We start from the raw sequence: 19817 nt of genomic DNA, 5'->3' as shown, positions 1-19817 counted from the left end.
CGCTCCTCGCTACGCGCAATGCCGGCCGCCCGCGAGCGGCCAGGCCGCTATTCTAGCCCACGCCAGCGTGGGAACGGGCCGGCCGCGGGTCGGGGTTTTCCTACCTCGAGTGCAAGCTGGAGCGGTCTAAATTCTTATGTCTTATATAAGACATAAGATTTCCCGCCGCGTATTATGCATTAACATCCCACATTTATTATTGAACCGCGGCCGCTCATGGCTGGGACCGTGCGTCCCCGCCATGAGCGGCGCCCCGCGTCTTTTCACCGATCCCGTATGCGCCTTCTCGCTTTGAACAAACCGTTCGGCACCATCTGCCAGTTTTCGCCGCACGAAACACGCGCGTCGCTGGCCGACTGGGTCAAGGTGCCCGGCGTCTATCCGGCGGGCCGGCTCGACTCCGACAGTGAGGGACTGCTGCTGCTCACCGACGACGGCGCGCTGCAGGCACGCATCGCCGAGCCGCGCCACAAACTGGTCAAACGTTATTGGGCGCAAGTGGAAGGCGCAGTCGATCAGGCCACCTTGAAGAGGCTCGCGCGCGGCGTCGATCTCGGCGACTACGTCACGCGGCCGTGCCGCGCGGAATACGCCGAGCCGGCCGAGGCACTCTGGCCCCGCACACCGCCGATCCGCTTTCGCGCCGCGATTCCGACCACGTGGATCGAGTTGTCGATCACCGAAGGCAAGAACCGTCAGGTGCGCCGCATGACCGCAGCGGTCGGTTTTCCGACACTGCGGCTGGTGCGCGTCGGCGTTGGCGCGCTCGATATTTTTTCGCTCGGACTACAACCGGGCGAGAGTGTCGAATTGCCGCCGAAGGCGCCGTGGGACGGCATCGTTTGAACCGCATTGCATACGCACCCGGCGCCTCCTCGGGCCTATTCGTGCCTATTCGCATCCGCATCGAAAAAGCTAACTCGTTGTATCAGCAAACAAAACCCCGCGTGAAACTCCTGTGAAACACGCGTGAAACAATTGCGGCCCGCGAGTACTGCACGGCTATCCAGTCCGTTCGCGCGTCGCCTAATAAATATTCGCGAAAATTTACGTCAACCGGTGCGCGAGCTCACGCGTTATTCGACGCAGATGCCGCCCGAAGCTATCCGGCATTCAGCCTTAAGGGCCTTGGTACAAGCCGCTCTCGCGGCAGGTGCGGGGAGTCTGAGCGCTAAAGCAGACGCGTCGAAAATTTGTTCGATGCGTCTGTCAACCGAAAGGTGGATGGCACGTTTACCGACATGACTCTACATATAACCGGGTCATTTGGTTAATCAACTAAAGCTGAGGATTTACAAAATGAACAAACTGATCGCCGCTCTGGTCGCTGGTCTCTTCGCAACGGCAGCATTCGCACAAGCTTCGGCACCGGCAGCAGCTTCGGCAGCTCCGATGGCAGCTCCGGCAGCAGCAGCTTCGTCGGCAAAGAAGACCACGAAGCACGCTCACAAGAAGTCGCACAAGAAGGCAGCAGCAGCTGCTGCAGCTTCGGGCGCTTCGGAGTAAGTTTGTTGTAAAAACGCAGTCAAGAACTAGCTTCATTGCCGTTCTTACGGCGTTGAAAGGCAGATCGCCGCAAGGCTGTCTGCCTTTTTGTTTTTGACGCGCTCGCGTAACATTCGCGGGTTAATTTCCAGCAAGGAGTCATGCCGTGCGATTTCCCCTGCGCTCGTTGATTGCGCGCTTCGCTGTTGCCATTGCACTGCCGCTCGCGGCGATGTCGTTCGCCGCCACCACCGCGGCACCCGCACACGCCCAGCAGATGCCGGCCGGCGCGAAGCAGCCCGGCGACTTTCCGCGCGCGAAGCTGACCGCGGGCATGTTCGTGATCGACGCCGCTGTCGCCGCCAACGATGCGGACCGCGAACAAGGCTTGATGTATCGCACGAATCTCGCGCCGAACGAAGGCATGCTGTTCGTCTTCAACGAAAACGCAGTGCATTGCTTCTGGATGAAGAACACGTTGATCCCGCTGTCGATCGCCTTCATGCGCGCCGACGGCACGGTCACCGACATCGACGAGATGCAGGCCGAAACCACCAGCAATCACTGCCCGAAGAACAACGGCGTGTACGTGTTGGAGATGAGCAAAGGCTGGTTCACGTCGAAGGGCATCAAACCGGGGATGAAGATCCAGGGGTTGCCGGCCGCGCAATAAGTCGCGTCGACCGTGGCGGCGCCCCGCCGCTTCCCCGCTTCGCGCTTTCCAGAAAGCCGGTGCCTTTCACGAGGCGCCGGCTTTTTCATTTGCAGGGCTGCGGCCCGCCGCCCTGCCGCCAAAGCCCCGTCAGCAGGCGCTTACGTCCGGCTGGCAAGATTCCTGCAAAAGACGGGCCGACGCGCTATCCTAGTATTCTTGATACCGCAGCACCCAGACTGCCCGGGCAGCACAGACCGCCGCCCGGCAAGCGCCTTCAGGCGCGCCATTCCAAGGAGGTTCACGTGCCCCGCAAGACTCCCATCGAGCGCTACCGGAATATCGGCATCAGCGCTCACATCGATGCCGGCAAAACCACCACTACTGAACGCATCCTGTTCTACACCGGCGTGACCCACAAGATCGGCGAGGTTCACGACGGTGCGGCGACGATGGACTGGATGGAACAGGAGCAGGAGCGCGGCATCACCATCACGTCGGCGGCCACGACCGCTTTCTGGAAAGGCATGGCCGGCAATTATCCGGAACACCGGATCAACATCATCGACACCCCGGGCCACGTCGACTTCACGATCGAAGTGGAACGCTCGATGCGCGTGCTCGACGGCGCCTGCATGGTGTACGACTCGGTCGGCGGCGTGCAGCCGCAGTCCGAAACGGTGTGGCGCCAGGCGAACAAGTACAAGGTGCCGCGCATTGCGTTCGTCAACAAGATGGACCGCGTCGGTGCGGACTTTTTCCGCGTGCAGAGGCAGATCGGCGATCGTCTGAAAGGCATCGCCGTGCCGATCCAGATTCCGGTCGGCGCGGAAGAACATTTCCTGGGCGTGGTCGACCTCGTCAAGATGAAGGCGATCGTCTGGGACGACGAGAGCCAGGGCATCAAGTTCGAGTACCGGGACATCCCCGCCGAGCTGGCGGCCACCGCGAAGGAATGGCACGACAAGATGGTCGAGGCCGCCGCCGAAGCGAACGAGGAACTGCTCGACAAATACCTGCATGGCGGTACGCTGACCGAAGAGGAAATCAAGGCCGGTCTGCGCGCCCGCACTATCGCCAACGAGATCGTGCCGATGCTGTGCGGCAGCGCATTCAAGAACAAGGGCGTGCAGGCGATGCTCGACGCGGTGATCGACTATCTGCCCTCGCCGGCCGACGTGCCCGCTATTCTCGGCCACGACGAACACGACAATGAAGCCGAGCGTCATCCGAAAGACGACGATCCGTTCTCCGCCCTCGCCTTCAAGATCATGACCGACCCGTTCGTCGGCCAGTTGATCTTTTTCCGCGTGTATTCGGGCGTGGTGAATTCGGGCGACACCGTCTACAACGCGATCAAGGAAAAGAAGGAACGCCTTGGCCGAATCCTGCAGATGCACGCGAACGAGCGCAAGGAAATCAAGGAAGTCTACGCGGGCGACATCGCCGCGGCTGTCGGCCTGAAGGAAGCGACCACGGGCGACACGCTGTGCGATCCGAACCACGTGATCATCCTTGAAAAGATGATCTTCCCGGAGCCGGTGATCTCGCAGGCAGTCGAGCCGAAGACCAAAGTCGACCAGGAAAAGATGGGTATCGCGCTCAATCGTCTCGCGCAGGAAGACCCGTCGTTCCGCGTGCAGACCGATGAAGAATCCGGCCAGACGATCATCTCCGGGATGGGCGAGCTGCACCTGGAAATTCTGGTCGACCGGATGAAGCGCGAGTTCGGCGTCGAGGCGACCGTCGGCAAGCCGCAGGTGGCGTACCGCGAAACGGTGCGCAACAAGGTCGAGGACGTGGAAGGCAAGTTCGTCAAGCAGTCGGGCGGCCGCGGCCAGTACGGCCATGCGGTGATCACGCTCGAACCGGCGCCGCAAGGCAAGGGCTACGAATTCGTCGACGCGATCAAGGGCGGTGTGATTCCACGCGAATACATTCCGGCGGTCGACAAGGGCATACTGGAAACGCTCAAGGCCGGCGTGCTGGCGGGCTATCCGGTGGTCGACGTGAAGGTGACGCTGACCTTCGGTTCGTACCACGACGTCGACTCGAACGAAAACGCGTTCCGTATGGCCGGTTCGATAGCGTTCAAGGACGCGATGCGCAAAGCGAAGCCGGTGCTGCTCGAACCGATGATGGCCGTCGAGGTGGAAACGCCCGAAGACTTCATGGGCAACGTGATGGGCGATCTGTCGAGCCGCCGTGGCATGGTGCAGGGCATGGAAGACATCGCCGGCGGCGGCGGCAAGCTGGTGCGCGCCGAAGTGCCGCTCGCGGAGATGTTCGGCTATTCGACCTCGCTGCGCTCGGCAACCCAGGGCCGCGCCACGTACACGATGGAGTTCAAGCACTATGCTGAAACGCCGAACAACGTGGCCGAAGCCGTGATCAACGCGAAGCAGAAGTAAGCGCTGAAGCCTCTGCAACACGTCATGTGCCGCGAATCACGCCACACCGCCAACGCTGGCAACTCCGGCAAATGACTCGAAGCCCGTCCCTCGTGGACGGGCTTTTTTTCGTCCGCAGCGCCGCGCCCGCCGGTCAGCCACACGCACGTTTTTGAACGTGCAAAAATACCAGATGGCGCCGCGCCCATCGCCGGGACTCACGTCCAGTAGGAGACACATCATGAGCCAGCAACACGAACACCCGCATTACCATGACGAGCAACCGTCGGCGCCCATCGACTGGCGCGAGCATGGCGTCAAGGTCATCAAGGGCGACCAGCTCGACAGCAACACTGCGCAAACGCCGGGCATGAATCGCGCGGCTGCGATCGATGCCGCACGGGTCGGCGCGCAGAAACTCTGGGCCGGCACCGTGACGATTCATCCGAATGCGAAGACCGGCGCCCATCATCACGGCGCGCTCGAAAGCGTGATCTACGTGGTGCGCGGCCAGGCTCGCATGCGCTGGGGCGAGCATCTCGAGTTCACCGCCGAAGCCGGCCCCGGCGACTTCATCTTCGTGCCGCCGTACGTGCCGCATCAGGAAATCAACGCGAGCACCGACGACCCGCTCGAATGCGTGGTGGTGCGCAGCGACAACGAAGCGGTGGTGGTGAATCTGAACATCGACGCGGTCGAACAGCCGGAAACGGTCTACTGGGTCGATCCGATTCATAAGCATCCGCACGATCACTAATTCTTTCCCACGCGACTCATGACGCCGGCCGCTTCGCTGCGCTCTCGCCTCATCACGCTCTACGCCGTCCTGATCGCCGCCAATCTCGGCGCGTGGGCGTGGGCGCTGATCGCGTTTCGCCACTATCCGCTGCTGCTCGGCACCGCGCTGCTTGCGTATGGTTTCGGGCTGCGTCACGCGGTCGACGCGGACCACATCGCGGCAATCGACGCCGTCACGCGCAAGCTGATGCAGGCCGGCAAGCAGCCGCTCGGCGTCGGCCTGTCGTTTTCGCTGGGCCATTCGACGATCGTGATCGCGGCGACGACCGGCATTGCGTGGACAGCGCATTCGCTGCACGGCCGCTTTGAAACCTTCAGGGCGGTGGGCGGCACCATCGGCACGATCGTGTCGGCGGGCTTCCTGCTGGTGCTGGCATGCGTGAACCTCGTGATTCTGCGCGACGTATGGCGCCGTTATCGCCACGTCCAACGCGGCGGCGAACTGACTGATGAATTCACGGGGACCATCGCACCCTCCGGTTTGCTGTCGCGCGCATTGCGGCCATTGTTCCGGCTCGTGACGAAAAGCTGGCACATGTACCCGGTCGGCGTGCTGTTCGGCCTCGGCTTCGACACCGCGACCGAGATCGGCCTGCTGGCGATCGCCGCGGCCGAAGCGGGTAAAGGTCTGCCGCTGTATTCGATTCTCGTGTTCCCCGCGCTCTTCACGGCCGGCATGACGCTCGTCGATTCCACCGACAATGTGCTGATGGTCCACGCCTACGGCTGGGCGATGGACGACCCGAAACGCAAGCTCTACTACAACGCGAGCATCACGTTCGTGTCGGCGGTGGTGGCGATCGTGATCGGCGGCGTCGAAGCATTGCACCTCGCGTCGGACAAATTGGGGCTGAGCGGCGGCGTATGGGATGCGGTGGCGGACATCAACGAGCGCTTCGGCGTGCTCGGCTATGGCATCGTCGCGGGCTTCATGGCGTGCTGGATCGGCTCCGTGCTGTTCCATCGCTGGCGCCGCCCGGCTGCCGTAGCGCGGTAAATCCACGTGGCAAATCCACGTGGTAAATCCAACGTGGCAGCGGCAGCCGGTCGGTAAGGACGCCACGGCAGCAGCGATTCCCGCGCTGCGGCATCAATCACGTCAGCCGCCGTGCGCCATACGCCGCGCGGCGGCGCCAACAAGCGTTGTCGTCACGGCACACGCGGGTCCTTTTATCCGCCAAACGGCAACCTGACGCACTCACCGGCACGCCGAATCCGCGGGCAATCGCTTAAACTGAAACCGCTTTTTGCCGTTGCGCTTTTGCCGTTGCAATATCGTCGCCCTGTCGCGTGCATTCGGCGCGGCCCTTCAGAACCGACAGCAGAACGGACTGGACACTCCATCGATGAAGACTCCCGCGGACAGACTCCCCGAACTCGACGCAACCCGCCGCACCGCCGATCCCTACGGCAACCACGCCATCGACGAATTCCTCGCGGGCCGCATCACGCGCCGCGAGCTGCTGCGCCATGCGAGCGTGATCGGTTTGTCGCTGGCCGGCGGCGGCATCCTGAACGTGCCGCGAGCGCGTGCGCAAGGCGCGCAGAGCCCGGCCAACGCGACCATCCGCGTCGCCCATCTGACGCCTGCCGGCGCGGTCGACCCGTTGACCGTCACCGACGCCGCGAGCCTCGCGCTGCTGAATCAAACCGGCGAATTCCTGATCGACGACGACGGCGAGCGCCTCGTGCTGAAGCCTGCGCTGGCGCTGTCATGGAAGCCGAACGACAAGGGCGACGTGTGGACCTTCAAGCTGCGTCCGAACGTCAAGTTCCACGACGGCCAGCTGTTCACGGCGAAAGACGTCGCCGCCACCTTCGACCGTCTCGCCGATCCGGCCAGCGGCTCGGCGGCGCTCTCGGTGCTAAAAGGCGTGCTGTCGAAAGGCGGCGCGAAAGTGCTCGACGACCACACGGTGGCGTTCCATCTCGACGCGCCGAACGGCAACTTTCCGTATTACGTTTCCTCCGACAATTACAACGCCGTGATCCTGCCTGCCAACTATGCAGGAGGCTATGAAAAGAGCTTCATCGGCACCGGTCCGTTCAAGCTCGAGAAGTATCAGGCGAAGGTCGGCGCGTCGTTCGTGCGCAATCCCGATTACTGGGGCGACAAAGCGTTACCGCAGCGCGTACAGTTCTCGTTCTACGCCGACGAACAGGCGCAAATGCTCGCGTTGCAAGGCCACCAGGCCGACGTGATGGGCACCTTCACCGTGCAGGGCGGCGCCGGCATTCTGAACAATCCAGACTTCAAAGCGGTCGGCGTGAAGTCGAGCGCGCATCGGCAAATCCATATGCGCAACGACAATCCGCTATTCAAGGACAAGCGCGTGCGTCAGGCGCTCGCGTTGTCGCTCGATCGCGACGTGCTGGTGCGCGGCCTGTTCAAGGGCCGCGCGCAAGTCGGCAACGACAGCCCGTTCGCTCCGGTGTTTCCGGCGTCGGATGCGGGCGTCCCGCAACGCAGGATCGATATCGCGAAGGCGAAACAACTGCTTGCGCAAGCGGGTGTGCCGAACGGTTTCGACGTGACGCTCACGACCGAAAAATACATGGAGATTCCCGACCTCGCGGTGGTCGTACAGAACGCAGCGAAGGCGATCGGCGTGCGCATCAATCTGAAGGTCGAGAGCCAGTCGCTGTATTACGGCGCGGGCACGCCGGGCAAATCCGATTGGCTCGACTCGCCGCTCGGCATCACCGATTATGGTCATCGCGGCGTGCCGAACGTGTTTCTGAATGCGCCGCTCACCAGCAACGGCACGTGGAACGCCGCGCACTTCAAGAACCCGCAATACGATCAACTGGTCGCGCAGTTCGTCGCGGCGATCGACCTCGGCTCGCAGAAGAAACTCTCCGGACAGATCCAGACACTGCTGCTCGACGAGACACCCTTGATCATTCCGTTCTTCTACGATCAGCTGATCGCGATGCGTAAAGGCGTGAACGGTGTGCGCTTCACCGCGCTCGCGCAGCTCTATTTCGACCGCGCGGTGTTGAGCGCGTAAGCGCGCTGCGCTTCGGCAGGAGATCACGATGTCGACCACGGTGACCCCTTCCGCACCTCGCGCCTCGGGCGGCGCGAACGGCAACGCGGGCCGCGTCGTGCGTTTTCTTGCGACGCGCGTGGGTTTGTCGTTGATCACGCTGTGGCTGCTGTCGGTGATCGTGTTCGCGGGCGGCGCGTTGCTGCCCGGCGATATCGGCCGCGCGATCCTGGGGCCGCTCGCCGATGCGCGTGCGGTCGCCGCGCTCAATCATCAGCTCGGCGCGGACCGTCCGTTGCTGACGCAATACATCGAGTGGATCACGCATTTCGTGCGCGGCGACATGGGGCTCTCGTATGCGTACCGCGAGCCGGTCGGGCCGTTTATCGCCGACGCGCTCGCGCATTCCGCGAAGCTCGGTGTGCTCGCCTTTGTCGTCGTCGTGCCGCTCGGCATTGCGGGTGGCGTGTGGTCGGCGATGCATGCGGGACGCTGGCTCGATCGCACGATCAGCATTGCCGGTTTGTCGGCGACCGTGGTGCCGGAGTTCGTCTCGTCGATCGTGCTGATTCTGGTGTTCGGCGTGTGGCTGCGCTGGCTGCCGATCGAAGCGTCGTATCCGCCCGAAGCGAGCGCGCTCGAACAGTTGCGATATCTGATTCTGCCGGTGCTGCCGCTGGTGCTGGTGTTCTTCGGCTACATTGCCCGCATGGCGCGCGCGGGCACCGTTGAAGCGCTCGATGCCGACTACACGCGCACTGCGATCCTCAAAGGCTTGCCGCGCCGTATCGTGATCTGGCGGCACGTGTTGCGCAATGCGCTGCTGCCGACCATCACCGTCGCCGCCACCCAGTTCGGCTACATGATCGGCGGCCTCGTGGTGGTCGAGACGCTGTTCCACTATCAAGGCATCGGCTCGCTGATCTACAACGCCGCGAAGGCCAAAGACTTTCCCATGCTCGAAGCGGGCGTGCTGACAGTCGGCGTGATCTACACCGTCGCCAACCTCGCCGCCGATGCGCTGCATGTGCTGCTCAATCCGCGGCTGCGGGTGCGGGGCGCCGAATGAGCACCATCGCCCCGCCACCCGCGCCGCCTACTCCACATCCGCCCACCGAGCCGCGCTTCGACCAGCTGCGCGTGCTGCTGCGTTCGCCCACATTCGTGGTCGGCGTGCTGATCGTCGCGTGGTGGATCGTCTGCGCAATCGCCGGGCCATGGATCGTGCGCCTCGATCCGTATGCGTCCGATCCGCTCAACTCGCTGACGCCGCCCGACGGCATGCACTGGTTCGGCACCGACCAGCTCGGCCGTGACGTGTTCTCGCGGGTGATCGTCGGCGCGCGCGACATTCTGACGATCGCGCCGCTGGCGACCTTGCTCGGCACGCTGGCGGGCACCGCGTTGGGGTTGATCGTCGGCTACTTCGAGGGCTGGGTCGATAACGTGGTCGGCCGCGCGATCGACGCCGTACTCGCGCTGCCGCTCGTGATCGTCGCGTTGCTCGCGCTGGCCGCTGTCGCCGCGTCGAACTTCACGGTGATCCTCGTGATCGGCATCACCTTCACGCCGATCACCGCGCGCACGGTTCGCGCCGCCGTGTTCGCCGAACGGCATCTGGACTACGTCGCCGCCGCGCAACTGCGTGGCGAACGGGCGCCGTACATCATGTTCGCGGAGATCCTGCCGAACGTGCTGCCGCCGATCATCGTCGAGGCGACCGTGCGTCTCGGGTACGCGATCTTCGCGGTGGCGACGCTGTCGTTTCTCGGCTTCGGCATTCAACCGCCTTCCGCCGACTGGGGACTCGCGCTGTCCGAGTCGTACACGCTGATGGCGGGCGGCGCGTGGTGGACGGTCGTGTTCGCGGCCGGCGCGATCGCCACGCTGGTGGTCGGTGTGAATCTGATTGCCGATAGCGTGCAGGGGGTCCTCGACCGATGAACGGCCCGCCGCCCGCCTCGTTTCCCGCCTTCGACGTGTCGAAGAGCGATCGCGCGGATGCGCTGACCGTCGTCGGTCTGACGGTGACGTACCGGATGCGCGGGCGCGACCGCGAAGTGCTGCAAGACGTGTCGTTTCGCGTGCGGCGCGGCGAAGCGTACGGACTCGTCGGCGAATCGGGCTGCGGCAAATCGACAGTGGCGATGGCCGCGCTGCGCTATTTGCCGCGCAACGGCAAGGTCAAGGCCGGCAAGATCATCATCGCCGGCCAGGACGTGCAGAAGCTCGATGCCGATGCGTTGCGCACGATGCGCGCGCACGCGATTTCGATGGTCTATCAGGACCCGGGCCGCGCGCTGAATCCTTCGCTGACGATCGCGCGGCAAGTCACCGAAGCATTCGAAGCCGCCGGTGTCGCGCGTGAGGACGCCGTGCAGCGCACGCTCGACATGCTGCAGCGTGTGCGTATCGCCGCACCCGAGCGCGTCATGGACAGCTATCCGCATCAGCTATCGGGCGGCATGCAGCAGCGCGTGGTGATCGCGATGGCGCTCGCATCGAACCCGGCGCTGCTGATTCTCGACGAACCGACCACCGGTCTCGACGCCACCGTCGAAGCCGAAGTGCTCGACCTCGTCGCGCAACTGCGCGAAGAACTCGGCACGGCCGTGCTGTTCATCAGCCACAACCTCGCGGTGATCGGGCGGATGTGCGAGCGCGTCGGCGTGCTGTATGCGGGCAAGCTCGTTGAAGAAGGCGCGACTCAGGATGTGTTCGCGCGGCCACGCCATCCTTATACGGTTGGACTGCTTCGCTGTCTGCCCACTGCCGGGCGCAGCAAGGACACCGAACGGCTCGATACGATCGCGGGCAACCTGCCCTTGCCCGGCTCGGCCACCCATGGCTGCATCTACGCGGACCGTTGCCGCCTCGCCGACGACCGTTGCCGCCGCGAAGCCCCGCCGCCCTATCGGGTGAGCGCCGCCCACGGCGATCAGATGTCGCGCTGCCATTACCACGAACGTGCGGTCGAACTGCCGCGTGCGACATCGCAAGCACTGCCGCCGCAGGAAACCCTCCGGGAAAACGGGCGCCCTGCCCTCGTGCTCCGCGCGGAAAAACTCTCGAAGACTTTTCACGTATCCGGCGCACCGCTGCGCGCTGTCGACAACGTCTCGATCGATCTCGCGAGCGGTGAAACGCTCGGCCTTGTCGGCGAATCGGGCAGCGGCAAGACGACGCTCGCCAAGCTGATGCTCGGCCTGCTTACGCCGGACCCAGGCGGTGTGCTCGAACTCGACGGAACGCAACTCGCCGCACGCGTTACGCGCCGCAACGACGAGCAGGTCAAGTCGCTGCAGATCGTGTTCCAGAATCCGGACTCCGCGCTCAATCGCGCGCATTCGGTGAAGCGTCTGATCGGCCGCGCGCTGTCGCGCCTCGCCGCGTTGCGAGGCCCGGCTATCGACGAACGGCTTGCCACGTTGACGGCCGCCGTGCGTTTGCCCGAGCGCTACCTCGGCTCGCGCACGCGGCAACTGTCAGGCGGACTCAAGCAGCGGGTGGCGATTGCGCGTGCGTTTGCCGGCGAACCGCGCGTGGTGGTGTGCGACGAACCGACCTCCGCGCTCGACGTCTCCGTGCAAGCCGCGATCCTGAACCTGCTCGCCGATCTGCAGCGCGAGCGCGGCGTGAGCTACGTGTTCATCTCTCACGATCTGCACGTGGTGCGCTATCTGTCTGATCGAATCGCGGTGCTGTACCTCGGCAGGCTGCTGGAGATCGGACCTGCGGCCGCGGTGTTCGACGGACCGCATCATCCTTATACGGAAGCGCTTTTATCGTCGGTGCCGACACTCGACGCCCACGACAGCAAAGCACGCATACGCCTGTCCGGCGATCTGCCGAGCCCGGCAGCGTTGCCATCCGGTTGCGTGTTTCACACGCGCTGTCCGCGCAAGCTCGGGGCGATCTGCGAGCAGCAAGATCCACCGTTTCACGCAGCCGACGCCGACCATGCCGGCGGGCCGCCCGTTCATCGGATCCGCTGCCATATCCCCGCCGATGAATTGCGCGTGCTGCAATCCGCCATCCGCGACGACGACGGCAAGACCACCGGCGACGCGCCGGAAAACGCCACGCGCGACGAATAGCGCGGCTTTCCTGCAGCTCGTTGCATCCCCGAAACGTTTTCGTGCGGTTTTCCCTCGCGTGCATCGCACCGTCCTATCCGGTGCCACAAGCAGCAACCCCTTCCCTCTCGCGCACACCTGAAACCAGAACAATCGATGGCAGCGCGGCGCGCCTGGAACCAAACCGCAGCGATTGCCTCATATCAGATTCAATGTTCGATATGAGGGCCCTACAACATGCAACGAAATGTCCCCCACTGCGCAGCGCGCGCGGCCGCCGGCCTGCTTATGGCCGCCGCCCTCGGCCTCGCATCGCTCGCTCATGCACAAACCCCCGCGCAACCGCGGCCGCAAACGCTGTCGCAGGCTGCGCCGCCGGTCGATCCGACTTTCTCCGCCTACTCGCTCGCGCAGACTTGCAAGCAGAAAACCGACAACGTCGCGCAGGGCCAATGCGTCGGCGCGATTCGCGGCATCATCCACGGCTATCAATACGGCGTGCTGTTCCTCGGACAGCGCGCGTCGCTGCCGGCTAACGAAACGCAACGGGTGTCGCTGTGTCTGCGCAACACGCAGGTGTCGTCGATCGTCGATGAGTTCGTCGCCGATGCCGCCCAGGTCAATGAAGATTCGCTCAAGCACACGCCCGCGGAAGTCGCCGTGCTGGGTTCGGTGCACCTGCATCACGGCTGCAATTGACGCTTGCGCCGCGAATCGAAACGCCGCGAGCGGCCTCTCGCGTTTCGATAACGGCGCCGCTTTGCCTACAGCATTTCAAGCGGGCGCTTGCGGCGCGGCGGTTTGAAATACGTGTCGATGGCGGCGTGTTCCGCGGCGCCGAGTTGCAGCTGCAACGCACGATGGTTGTCGCGCACGTGCTCGACGCGGCCTGCTTTCGGAATCGCGAACACGCCGGGTTGCTGCAACACCCACGCGAGCGCCACCTGAAACACCGAGATACCGCGCGCGTCGGCAATGTCGTCGAGCGGCGAGCGCTTTGGCAAGCGTGCATGATCGACCGGGCTGTACGCCATCGCCGGCATATGGCGCGCGGCGAGCCACGGCAACAAATCGAATTCCGGCCCGCGGCGCGCGACGTTGTAGAGAATCTGATTGGTCGCGCACGCCTCGCCGCCCGGCGTCGCCACGAGTTCTTCCATGTCGCCGGTATCGAAGTTGCTCACGCCCCAGTGCCGGATCTTGCCCGCGCGGCGCAACGCCTCGAACCCCTCGACGGTCTCTGCGAGCGGCACCGAGCCGCGCCAATGAAGCAGATACAGATCGAGCCGATCCGTCTTCAGACGCTTGAGGCTCTGTTCGCAAGCCGCGATCACACCGCGCCGGCTAGCGTTGTGCGGATACACCTTGCTGACGAGAAACACCTGGTCGCGCAGACCGGCAAGCGCTTCGCCGACGAGCGATTCAGTCGCGCCGTCGCCGTACATCTCCGCCGTATCGATCAGCGTCATCCCCAATTCGATGCCGCAGCGCAGCGCGGCGGCTGCTCGCCCATCTCCCATGTGCCCTGCCCCAGTTTCGGAATGCGTTCGCCGTCGGGCAAGCTCACGCTGGCGATATCGGTCGTCATGCTTTCTCCTTGAGGTGGCTGGGCGCGCGGTGGTGCGCGAGCGCACCGCTCATTTCAGTGGAAATTCCAGTGACGAGTTTAGCTGTTGAATGAGCATTGGATCGGCCACCAGGCAAAAGCCCGCTATAACGGAGCGCGCCGATGTCATAGAATTGCCGCTTGCCCTTCTTGCGTAAGCCCCATGACCTCTGCCTCGGAAGACCGCTGGCGCGACCTGCGCCCGGACCCGGAAAACGACACGCCGCTGTATCTGCAACTTGCTCGCAAGCTCGGCAATGCGATTCACGAGAACCGTTGGAACGCTGGCGAGGCGCTACCATCGGAGCGCGTGCTATCCGAGGCACTCGGCGTCTCGCGCATTACGTCGCGCAAGGCGATTGCTTTGCTGGTCGAGCAGGGCTTGATCCGCCGCACTCAGGGTGCGGGCAGTTTCATCACGCCGCGCTATGAAGATCCGCTGTCGCGTCTGTCGAGTTTCAGCGAGATGCTGCGGCGGCGCGGCTTCACGCCGAGTTCCAAGTGGCTATCGCGCGAGATCGTGCCGGCTAACCGGGATGAAGTCATTCAGCTTGGTTTGTCGCCTGCGGCGGCGGTGACCCGATTGCGCCGCTTGCGGTTGGCTGACGGCATCGTGATGGCTGTGGAGAATTCCACCTTCCCTGCCGCGGTGATTCCCGATCCTCAGGCGATTGGGGATTCGTTGTACACGTACCTGGAGAATCGCGGACTGTCGATCGTTCGCGCGTTGCAGCACTTTCGCGCGGTGAACGCGAATGACGAGATCGCGCAGCAGATGAGCATTGCCCCTAACGAGGCGCTGTTGTTGATTACACGGATTGGGTATACCGCCGATCAGCGGGCGATCGAGTTGACCGATACGTATTGCCGCAACGACTACTATGACTTTGTTGCTGAGTTGAGGAGGTAGGGGTTTTTGCCTTTGGCGGCGGAAAAAAGCTAAACCCAAGCTAAACCCAAGCTAAACCCATTTAGCCTCATGCGCCCCCACCCTGGCTGGCGGCAGCCCAAAAAAGGCAGGCGTCTCCGACAAAAGCTCGGCAGGCAAAACACCCGAAACGCGTCCGAACTCCGAATCGACGCGCGCCAAACAGTCGCGCACGTCATCGATAGACACATCGTCAGCCTTCCACCCGTCGGGTAAGACACCAAACGACTGCAACCACCGCCCAGTCTGCGCGAGCGAAACCTTGACATGCCAACTCCCGCCTTCAGCGGCCCGCCGCCCAAGCGCGACCATCGCGCCGAAGGCGGCCAGATATCCAGTCGCGTGATCCAGCGCCTGACAAGGCAAATGCTTAGGCTCATCCCACCCGGCCGCCTCGCGCTCAGTAAAAGCAATCCCACTGGCCGACTGCACGAGACTGTCAAATCCGCGCCGCCCAGCCCAAGGCCCCTCCTGCCCATAGGCGGAAACCGACACATAAATCGTCCCCGGCCGCACCCGCGCCAGGTCTGATGGACCAAACCCACGCGCAGCCAAAGCCCCCGGCCGGTACGCCTGCAAAAACACATCCGCGCCACCGGCCAACCCAAGCAACGTCTCGCGCGCGGCCACATCCCGCAAGTCCAGCACCGCCGAGCGCTTACCCCGCCCGTTATCGATCACCAGCGGCGCGATGTTCGGCAAATGCGGCCCGTTGATCAGCAAGACCTCGGCGCCATGCTGCGCAAGCGCCCGCCCCGCCACCGGCCCCGCGATGATCCGCGACAAATCCAGCACCCGCACACCGGCCAGCGGCCGATCCGCACGGCCCCGCCCAAGCGGCTCAACCGGCGCGTCGCCGATCCGCTCGATCTCGAACAGCGGCAGCCGGGCGATCGCTTTCGCCTGGTCGAGCGCCGCCCACTCGTCGGGCGTGCGAATCAACGCGGCGCACAAGCCGGCGTCGGCGAGCGTCTGGTCGAGCGTCGCGCCGTCCCAGCCGCGAACCGCGGCGGCCACCACGGCTCGATCGTTCGCGCAGCCGAGCACCTTCAGCACGCCTTCGAGGTGATGCGGAAAATTCGTATGCAACTGAATCCAGCGGCCGTCGCGGGTCGAGTAAAAACCCGTCACCGGGTCGCGCAAAGCAGGCGGCGGCCCATCGTCGATGCGCAGATAGCGTTCGCTGCGAAACGACGCCAGCGCGCGCCGCATCTCCACCGTCACGCGTTGCCGGCGACCGTCGCGCAAACGCAGGCATTCGGCCGCAGCGAGGCCGGTCGCGGCGATGGTCGCCGAAGCCAACGTGCCGACACGATAGACCGACGGCAGCGCCGGATCGCTGCCGGCAAGCGACACGGAATCGAGCGCGACCGGGTCGCAGCCGGCGGTATTCCACAGATATGAGAGAGCGAGTTCGGGCGTCATGGCGTTCGCGTTGAAGCAGAAAGGCAGTGCACCGAGTCTAGAATTCCGCACTGCTTCAATCAATCTTGATTATGATAATCAACATATATTGATTTCTTCGGTTTCCGCGCTTTTCCATGCCGACCTCGAATTCCCTCACTGCTACCGAAGCCGCCGCCGCGCTCGGCATCACCGTGCCGACACTCTATGCCTACGTGAGCCGCGGCATGCTTCGTTCGTCGCCGGACGCGCAAGGCAAGCACCGGCTCTACGATGCAACCGAAGTACGCCGCCTCGCCAAACGCAAGGAAGACGGCAAGCGCGCCGGCAAGGTCGCGCAGAAGGTGCTGGACTGGGGCGTGCCGGTGCTCGAATCGTCGATCACGCTGGTGGCCGACGGCCGCCTGCTGTATCGCGGGCACGATGCGACGGAACTGGCGCGCGCGGCATCGCTGGAGGATGTCGCCGCGTTGTTGTGGGAATGCAGCGCAAGGCGGATCGCCGAAGCGCCGGCGGTGCCGCTCGCCAGCGCCCAGTGGGCGGCGTGGCTCAAGCTCTGGAGCGACAGCACGCCGCTCGATCGCGCGCTCGTGCTGCTGCCGGCCGCCGCGGCGCAAATGCCGCGCGTGTGGGCGCTCGGCCGCGATGCGCAACTCGATACCGCCTGCGCCGTGATGCGGCTGGTGGCCGCCGCGATGATCTCGGCGGCGCCGTCGAACGAACCGCTCCATCGGCAACTGGCGTCTGCGTGGCAGGTGCGCAACCGGCAGCAGGCCGGGCTGCTGCGCGCGGCGCTGGTAGCCTGCGCGGATCATGAATTGAATGCCTCGACCTTCACGGTTCGCTGCATTACGTCGACGGGCACGCATCTGTTCGGCGCGGTGGCGGGCGGTCTGGCCGCATTGGCCGGGCCCCGCCACGGCGGCGAGACCGTGCGCATCGCGGCGCTGCTAGACGAAGCGTCGCGCGCGCCCGATCTCGACCGCTATCTCGCGAACCGGCTTGCGCGCCACGAGCACGGCGCACAGGGACCGGTGCTGTCGGGCTTCGGCCATCCGTTGTATCCGAACGGCGACCCGCGTGCGCGTCTGCTGCTGGAAATGCTTGCCGACTGCGCGCCGGCTCGCTCACCGCTCGGCGACGTGCAAGCGCTCGCGCGCACGGTGCGCGACACGACCGGCACGGAACCGACCGTCGACTTCGCGCTCGCCGCCATCGAACGGGTGCTCGGCCTGCCGGCGGGCGCCGCGTTCACGCTGTTCGCGGTCGGCCGGGTGGTCGGCTGGATCGCGCACGCGATGGAACAAACCCGCGATGGCCGGCTGATCCGGCCACGCGCGCGCTACATCGGCGAATACGAGGCGGCGGATTGAGACGCCGCCCAGCACGTCACCCACTACGCCGCCCACTACGCCGCCCACGTTACCCACGCCGCCCACGCCAGTCCGGTCAAGCCGCACCCAGCCAACGCGGCAGCCAGTTCAAACCCGGCAAAGTGCGCGCGGGCATCGCCGCGGACCGCTCCGAGCCGCTAGCCAGCGCGAAGCGCGCGCCCGCCTCACCCGAGCTGACCCATGCCACCGCGCCGCGCGGCAACGCGAACGATTCGCCGATTCCCAGCCAGTAATCTTCGGCGTCACCTTCGACGGTCAGCCAGATTTCGCCCGAGATCACCTTGAAGATCGACGTACGCGCGACACGCCAGGCCGCCGCGGGCTCGCCATGTTCCAGTTCGAAAATACGGACTTCACGCATCGCCTTTCTCCTTCAAAGAACTTTTGTGTTGTCCCATTATTGGCGTGCGATGATCGAAATCACATGCACAGTTCCGAACAGTTTCATCGGAACTGTTCAGTCGAAAAACCGGACAGTTGGCAAAGATCGCGTTTAGGCCTGGCGATGCAGCTCGGGCAACAGGGCAGTTCGGCGGCCCGGCGGTCCAGCGACCAGGAAAGCACCGCATGAAACTCGAAATCGAACTCGATCGCGACAACGGCGTACCGCTCACCGAGCAGATCGTGACGGGCGTCACCACGTGGATCCGCTCGCGCATCGCGCGCCCCGGTTCGAAGCTGCCGTCGATCCGCCAGTTCGCCGCCGATTACGGCGTGAGCCGCTTCCCGGTGATCGAGGCATACGACCGGCTGGTGTCGCTTGGCTACGTCGACCCGCGCCACGGCTCGGGCTTCTATGTGGCCGACCGCCTGCCGGCGGGCATGAGTTGCCAGGGCACCTCGGACCCGCGCCGCGCCGAGGACGAATCCGGGCATATCCTGCAGCAGTTCAATCACCCGGGCGAGACGCTCAAGCTCGGCAGCGGCACCATCCCCGAAGCGTGGCGCGACATGGACGGCATTGCGCAGGCGATCCGCCACGTGTCGCGCACCGACCCCGCGAGCATGGTCGACTACGCCACGCCGCTCGGCAATCTGACGCTGCGCGAGCATCTGCAAAGCCGCATCGGTCAATTGGGGATTCAGGCTGACGCGTCGCAGATTCTGATCACCAACGGCGCGAGCCAGGCGTTCGACCTGCTGATGCGCTACATGCTGAAAGCCGGCGACACGATGTTCGTCGAGGACCCCGGCTACTACAACCTGTACGGCCTGCTGAAACTGCACGGCGTGAAGCTGATCGGCATTCCGCGCACGCGCAACGGCCCCGATCTCGACGTGCTGCAAGCGCAGTTGCAGTTGCATCGGCCGAAACTGTTCTTCATCAACACCGTGTTTCACAATCCGACCGGCACCACGATCGCGCCGCCGGTTGCGTTCCGGCTGCTGCAACTGGCGCGCGAACACGGCTTCTCGATCATCGAAGACGACATCTACGCCGATCTCCAGACCGAAGTCACCGACCGGCTCGCCACACTCGACCAGCTCGAACACGTGATCTACGTGGGCGGCCTGTCGAAGACGCTGTCATCGTCGCTGCGAATCGGCTGTGTGGTGGCGAGTCACGCGATCATCAAGGATCTGGTCGATATCAAGATGCTGACGAGCATCGGCGGCTCACGTTTTGCCGAAGCGGTTGCCGTATCGATGCTGGAGCGCGGCGCGTACCGCAAATATCTGGAGCGGCTGCGCCGGCGCATGCGCGACGCGCTCGGCTCGACCATTCAGACCCTCGAAGACGCCGGCTGGGAGCTGTTCGAAAAGCCGGTAGGCGGCAAGTTCGTATGGGCACGCGTGCCGCATATCGACGATGCTGGGCGGCTGGTGGAATGCGGCGCGCCGCTCGGCGTGACCGTGGTGCCCGGCAGCTATTTCCGGCCCAACACGGAAGTGAGTCCGTGGATTAGGATTCACGTGGCGTTCGGCAACGAGCCGCGCGCCCAGGCGTTTTTCCGCGCTGCCGCCGCGCTGCCCCCGCGCTGACCGGCTGACCCCGGGGATTACACGGAAAGCACGCCGGAAACACGCTGGAAAAATGCGGATGGCACGCGGTTCAGGCCACAGCGCAGCGATCGCCGCCGTCCGCTCGCTGCG

16 protein-coding genes and 1 pseudogene are annotated in these 19817 nt (G+C 64.4%); 14 read left to right on the top strand and 3 right to left on the bottom strand.

Translation table 11 applies throughout. The features are described 5' to 3' along the window. The first annotated feature begins 276 nt into the window (after positions 1-276). The 11 genes from AC3WLT_RS03370 (at position 277) to AC3WLT_RS03320 (ending at position 13090) form a co-directional block, all read left to right on the top strand. Positions 277-846, top strand: coding sequence for a pseudouridine synthase (locus AC3WLT_RS03370; RefSeq protein WP_492590514.1), 570 nt, complete (start codon positions 277-279; stop codon positions 844-846). Between the two features lie 453 nt (positions 847-1299). Next, a complete protein-coding gene (locus tag AC3WLT_RS03365; protein WP_115098857.1) occupies positions 1300-1506 on the top strand; it encodes a hypothetical protein in 207 nt (68 codons plus the stop codon). A 145-nt stretch (positions 1507-1651) separates the two neighbouring features. Next, on the top strand, positions 1652-2158 hold the full coding sequence (locus AC3WLT_RS03360) for a DUF192 domain-containing protein (protein WP_492590513.1): 507 nt from the start codon (positions 1652-1654) through the stop codon (positions 2156-2158). A 284-nt stretch (positions 2159-2442) separates the two neighbouring features. Beyond that, on the top strand, positions 2443-4548 hold the full coding sequence (gene fusA / locus AC3WLT_RS03355; RefSeq protein WP_492590512.1) for an elongation factor G: 2106 nt from the start codon (positions 2443-2445) through the stop codon (positions 4546-4548). Between the two features lie 220 nt (positions 4549-4768). Beyond that, positions 4769-5284, top strand: coding sequence for a cupin domain-containing protein (locus AC3WLT_RS03350; protein WP_492590511.1), 516 nt, complete (start codon positions 4769-4771; stop codon positions 5282-5284). 18 nt (positions 5285-5302) lie between these two features. Further along, positions 5303-6322 (top strand): HoxN/HupN/NixA family nickel/cobalt transporter, encoded by a 1020-nt coding sequence (locus AC3WLT_RS03345; RefSeq protein ID WP_492590510.1) that lies wholly within the window; start codon positions 5303-5305, stop codon positions 6320-6322. A gap of 349 nt (positions 6323-6671) precedes the next feature. Beyond that, entirely contained in the window at positions 6672-8336 is a 1665-nt protein-coding gene (locus AC3WLT_RS03340; protein ID WP_492590509.1) for an ABC transporter substrate-binding protein, read from the top strand. Between the two features lie 28 nt (positions 8337-8364). After that, positions 8365-9384 carry an ABC transporter permease gene (locus AC3WLT_RS03335; RefSeq protein WP_492590508.1) on the top strand — a complete coding sequence of 340 codons (1020 nt, stop codon included), beginning with the start codon at positions 8365-8367 and terminating at the stop codon, positions 9382-9384. Continuing rightward, entirely contained in the window at positions 9381-10259 is an 879-nt protein-coding gene (locus AC3WLT_RS03330; RefSeq protein ID WP_492590507.1) for an ABC transporter permease, read from the top strand. Before AC3WLT_RS03335 ends, AC3WLT_RS03330 begins: the two co-directional genes overlap by 4 nt. Beyond that, a complete protein-coding gene (locus tag AC3WLT_RS03325) occupies positions 10256-12412 on the top strand; it encodes an ABC transporter ATP-binding protein (RefSeq protein ID WP_492590506.1) in 2157 nt (718 codons plus the stop codon). The genes AC3WLT_RS03330 and AC3WLT_RS03325 overlap by 4 nt, the downstream gene beginning before the upstream one ends. Before the next feature lie 216 nt (positions 12413-12628). After that, on the top strand, positions 12629-13090 hold the full coding sequence (locus AC3WLT_RS03320) for a hypothetical protein (protein ID WP_492590505.1): 462 nt from the start codon (positions 12629-12631) through the stop codon (positions 13088-13090). Between the two features lie 65 nt (positions 13091-13155). On the opposite strand, the pseudogene AC3WLT_RS03315 reads toward AC3WLT_RS03320, so the two are convergent. Then, positions 13156-13979, bottom strand: a pseudogene (locus AC3WLT_RS03315) (aldo/keto reductase). A 181-nt stretch (positions 13980-14160) separates the two neighbouring features. On the opposite strand from AC3WLT_RS03315, the gene AC3WLT_RS03310 reads away from it, so the two are divergent. Continuing rightward, the gene (locus AC3WLT_RS03310) at positions 14161-14907 is read left to right on the top strand and encodes a GntR family transcriptional regulator (protein WP_492590504.1); all 747 of its coding nucleotides are present in this window, start codon (positions 14161-14163) and stop codon (positions 14905-14907) included. Positions 14908-14958: 51 nt separating this feature from the next. Here the strand turns inward: AC3WLT_RS03310 and AC3WLT_RS03305 are convergent, their stop codons facing one another. After that, positions 14959-16350 carry a CoA transferase gene (locus tag AC3WLT_RS03305; protein ID WP_492590503.1) on the bottom strand — a complete coding sequence of 464 codons (1392 nt, stop codon included), beginning with the start codon at positions 16348-16350 and terminating at the stop codon, positions 14959-14961. A gap of 116 nt (positions 16351-16466) precedes the next feature. Here AC3WLT_RS03305 and AC3WLT_RS03300 point away from each other — a divergent pair, with 116 nt between their 5' ends. Next, entirely contained in the window at positions 16467-17702 is a 1236-nt protein-coding gene (locus AC3WLT_RS03300) for a citrate/2-methylcitrate synthase (RefSeq protein ID WP_492590502.1), read from the top strand. A gap of 76 nt (positions 17703-17778) precedes the next feature. Here AC3WLT_RS03300 and AC3WLT_RS03295 read toward each other — a convergent pair whose 3' ends face one another. Next, the gene (locus AC3WLT_RS03295; RefSeq protein WP_492590501.1) at positions 17779-18084 is read right to left on the bottom strand and encodes a DUF2917 domain-containing protein; all 306 of its coding nucleotides are present in this window, start codon (positions 18082-18084) and stop codon (positions 17779-17781) included. A 206-nt stretch (positions 18085-18290) separates the two neighbouring features. On the opposite strand from AC3WLT_RS03295, the gene AC3WLT_RS03290 reads away from it, so the two are divergent. Beyond that, the gene (locus AC3WLT_RS03290; RefSeq protein ID WP_492590500.1) at positions 18291-19706 is read left to right on the top strand and encodes an aminotransferase-like domain-containing protein; all 1416 of its coding nucleotides are present in this window, start codon (positions 18291-18293) and stop codon (positions 19704-19706) included. Positions 19707-19817: the final 111 nt, after the last annotated feature.

This window comes from Paraburkholderia sp. FW306-2-2C-D06C (assembly GCF_058781505.1).
This window is presented reverse-complemented; position numbering and strand designations above follow the sequence as displayed.